We start from the raw sequence: 4,785 nt of genomic DNA on the forward strand, positions 1-4,785 counted from the left end.
GTTTTTTGATTTTGTTCCCTATTTATTCGTGCCTATTATTCAATCAGGCGTATGCAGGTGAGGGTTTTGGCTATGATGGCGGTCTCTCTTTTATTTATCAAAGTCCCAACACCAGCGCTTTAGAGAGTGGAAGTACTTTATCGGGTGATTTTGGGGTGTATTATGATTTTTCTAACATTAGTTTGCACTCTCATATTGAAGGTTGTACGACACCTGCACAAACCACTGCAGGACACCTTCTACCTCAATCAAATGGTGATGCTGGTTCGGCACTGGACAGTCGTAATAAGGGCAGAATTCAGCTATCTGAGTTTTTTATGACATGGCATGCGACACCAGAAACCAGTCTAAGTACGGGAATGATTGATGCCACTGCCTATATGGACAGTAGCTTTATTAATAATGATGAAACTACACAGTTTATCTCAGCTCCGTTGGTCAATAACCCCATTATTGACTTTCCTGACTATGCGTTAGGAGTGGTTGTTCAGCATGCGTTAAGCGATAATTATTTTGGACGTATACTCGTTTCTTCGTCACATGGCTTAGCAGATAATCCTAGTCGTAACTACAGTCAAGCATTTGAAATAGGCCAAGACCACAAAGGGATGTTTTTAGATGGAGAGGTGAGTTATACGTCTTCCTCCAGAAATCTAACATTGGGTCTTTGGACTCACACGGCTCCTCATGAATCTTTGTCTGATTCCAGTAAAACCAATCTGCAAAATTATGGTGTTTATTTGAATGCTTATCAAAGTTTTGATCAGCATAGTTTCGAAGGGCGTATAGGTTATGCCAATCCTGAAGTTTCATCAGGTGAGGTCTTTACGTCATTGGTATACGAATATCAACGCGCCGACTGGGTATTTGGTTCAGGATACAGTTGTACTAAAATGTCAAACCACATTACTGACAAAGGTTATAGAGATAATAATCAAACGCTCGAAGTTTATTTACGCTATCGTTTAGAGGATTCATTTGATATTACGCCTTCTTTGCAATATTTTGAACATCCTGTCTATAATCATGATGAAGTTCAGCTTAGTAACTCTCTTTGGTCAGCCAATCTACGCCTTTCCTACTTCTTTTGATTCTTTTTCTAATTTTGAAATCCATACCAGAACCAAAATAGAGCCCATTTTTAATGGGCCCTTCTATATCCCAATCAGGGCTCTGGCTGAATAAAGCTCCTGTTGTTAACTTTTAACAGAAAAAGAGCTAAAGCTACAACTTTTTGTAGGGTTATCTCATTGGTGAATAGGTAAAATCCTATCAAAATAAAGCCCTTAGAAGGTGACCAAGTCTATGAAACGCTACATTTGAACGGCGATTACACACTTCTAACAATAGTTTATGCCATGCCATTGACTTAATAAATCTAAGAATTATGTGAATATGACATCAAAGTCAACATCAGAACATTATGACCTAAAAGCACTTTCATATGTATTCGACAACGCGCGCGTTGGTTTGGCATTATGTCGTGCTCAGGATAATTGTTTAGAGATGGTTAACCCTGCTTTTGCAAGAATGCATGGTTACCAAGTTGACGAGCTGATGGGATTAAGTCCAAGTGAGGTTTTTGCACCTGAATTCATGGAACGATTGTCGGACTGTGAGAAAATTAACCTTGAGTGTGCAAAAAATGATATGGCTTTTGAAACAGAGCACCTGAGAAAGGATGGGTCATCCTTTCCTGTTTATGTTCATATTACGGTTATAAAGGATGCAAACAATAAAGTACAGCATCGAATCGCCAGTGTTCAAGATATTTCAGACCGGTATTCTCTTCAGCAACTCAATGAAACCAAAGATCAATTGTTAAGTTCAATATTGGAAAGTTCGCCAGATATTGTAACCTTTGCGATTGATACAGAATATCAGTATCTAGCCTTTAATCACCAGCATCAGGTAATTATGAATAACCGGTGGGGACAAAACATTAGAATTGGTCAATCGATATTCGAAGTAATCAACTCTAGGGATGATGCGGATCAGGCAAAGGCTTGTTTTGATCGAGCTATGAAAGGGGAGTCGTTTTCTATCGAACAATGCTACGGTGACGTTGTGCATTATGAACGGCAGTACTGGCAAATATTTTACTCACCAATCTTGGATGCACAAGGCCAAGTTTCAGGGGTCAGTTGTTTTAATTTAAATATAACTCAAAAGAAGCAGAGTGATCGATTGATGCGAGTCTTGTTGTCAGCAATAAACTCTTCTTCTGAATCGGTTTTTTTAATTGATATTCCAACGGCTAGTTTTCTATATGTCAATCAAACGGCATCAGATACGCTGGGTTATAGTAAGGAAGAATTACTGAACGGCATGACTGTGTGGGATATTGATCCAAATACTTGCGAACAAGGCGGGTTCGAATATATTGAATTTTTGAGAGACCAATATGATCAATGTTTTGAATCGCTACACAAATCTAAAGCAGGAAAAGTGTACCCTGTTGAGGTCAAAGTTCATCATATTTTGTTTGAGGATGCAGAATACAATCTTGCGATTACTCAGGACATCTCTGAGAGAAAGCATAATGAGAGGATGAACTTACAAAGTCATGAAAACTATAAGCATTTAAGTGAAAATTCAACTGACGTGGTTATTCGTTATAACCTGAAGCTTGAAATTATTTATGTAAATCCTGTCGTTGAATTAATAATTGGTGTGGATAAAACGCAACTATTAGGAAGGCGCCTTGGGCAAAGTAACATTCTATCAAGTGAGTCAACTAACCAGTTAAAGACTTTGGTAACACAGGTTATTGCAACTGGAGAGGTCGCAGAATTTGAGTCTATTTATTATACAGATAAGCTTGTTTTTGCTGGTAACGAAAAAATAATCCCTAAGGCAATACAATTAGCAGATAGCGCTTGTTGGTCCTATAACAAGCTTATTCCTGAATACGATGATCAGGGTGAGATCATAAGTGTTCTTTTTATTGGGCGAGACATCACTGAGCTAAAGCACACACAAGAGTCTTTAGAGAAGAAAGAGAGAGACTTTCGAACGCTTGTCGAATCAACCCCTGATACGATCTGTCGATATGATATGGATTGTAAAAGGGTGTATGCAAACCCTGCCATGATGAATCTTGTACCCTCTCATGTCAATATACTAGGCTCAACGCCAACGGATGTCTGTGAATCACCGGGTACTCGTGCTTATGAAGCGTCAATCATAGAGGTGTTTGAAACTGGGAAAGCTTCTGTCATTGATGTAGAGTGGCGGACCTCTCGCGGTAACACCATAATTAGCCAAATTCATATTGTGCCTGAAATTGATGAGCAGGGAAATGTAATAACCGTTTTGGCGGTTGGACGAGATATTAAGCAACAAAAACAATATGAAAATAAAATTAAATATATTGCAAATTACGATGTGTTAACAGGTTTATTGAGTAGGAACCATGTACAAGAACTAAGCCAATTATTGATGGAAGAGGCCGATCAATCAGGGAGACAGGTTGCATTCGTTTTTATTGATTTGGATGGGTTTAAATCGGTTAATGATACTTTAGGTCACGCAATGGGCGATATATTGTTGAAAAAGGTCGCTAATCGTTTGAATACTAAGACTCGAGAACATGATCTTTTATCTCGTCAAGGAGGTGATGAGTTCTTAATGGTTTTACCTGATATTTCCTCCGAAACCGCTGTGGTTGATCGAATCGTTGATCTTCAAAAAGCCTTGGATGTGCCGATTGTTGTCAATGATTTTGATTTAAGGGTTTCAATGTCGGTTGGCATTGCTTTTTACCCAACCCATGGCCAAACATTCGATGAGTTGCTTAAAAAATCGGATATGGCAATGTATTGGTCAAAAGATACTGGCAAGAATACTTGCACAGTTTATTCTGAGGAGATTGACAACCATTCAATTGAAAAACTAATCATGCAAAATGAAATTAAACTGTCTCTAGAGCGAAATGAGTTTGAGTTGTACTACCAACCGCAGGTAGATATTGTTTCGGGAAAAATGGTGGGAGCAGAGGCATTAGTCCGTTGGAATCATCCGGAAAAGGGGATGATTAGGCCTGATGAATTTATTTCGATTGCTGAATTGAGTGGTTCAATTTTGTCTCTTGGGGAATGGGTCATTCGTGAAGCCTGTAGGCAGATTGCGTGTTGGCAGGAACAGGGAATTTATTTAAATATCGCTGTGAATGTTTCTGCGGTTCAGTTTAAGAAATCGAATTTAGATGTGATTGTCTCTGATGCTTTGCAGCAGTCTAATATTGATGCTAAATGGTTGGAGCTAGAGATAACAGAATCAGGCATGATGTATGATTCAGAAAAAACTTTAGAACTGACTCAACAGTTATCTTTGATGGGGGTTCGAATCGCGATTGATGATTTTGGTACAGGTTATTCCAGTTTGGCTCATATAAAACGATTTTCAATTGATAAATTGAAAATTGATAAATGTTTTATTACTAATATCTTGTTAGACAATGATGATTACAGAATTGTGCAAGCGATTATTCATATGGCAAAAAGCCTAAAATTAGAAATAATTGCAGAAGGAGTGGAAAGTAATGAAGCCTTGTCTTTATTGCAAAGCATGGGCTGCAAGCTTGCACAAGGGTTCCATTTTTCAGAACCGGTGCCTGTTGGCAATTTTGAACAGTTATTCAATGAACATTAGCAAAAGTAAAGCGTTTGGGTTCGGTGACATAGGGTTGAGTATTCAGTTTAAGAGAGTATTATGATTTTTATTGTATATTTTTGTGCGGTGTAACTTATTGAAGCTTAATAAGCTTTTCAACTTTTAAGCTGG

The 4,785-nt window shown here is 38.2% G+C and carries 2 protein-coding genes; both read left to right on the forward strand.

Translation table 11 applies throughout. From position 1 onward, the window contains the following. Positions 1–1,091: carbohydrate porin (locus CYQ88_RS11390; protein ID WP_143483801.1), on the forward strand; the 1,091-nt coding region annotated here is incomplete at its 5' end. A gap of 304 nt (positions 1,092–1,395) precedes the next feature. Continuing rightward, complete coding sequence (locus CYQ88_RS11395) at positions 1,396–4,653, forward strand: EAL domain-containing protein (protein ID WP_101841452.1); 3,258 nt, start codon at positions 1,396–1,398, stop codon at positions 4,651–4,653. Positions 4,654–4,785 lie beyond the last annotated feature (132 nt).

Origin of the sequence: Hydrogenovibrio sp. SC-1, assembly GCF_002848135.1 — a bacterium.
GTDB lineage: Bacteria > Pseudomonadota > Gammaproteobacteria > Thiomicrospirales > Thiomicrospiraceae > Hydrogenovibrio.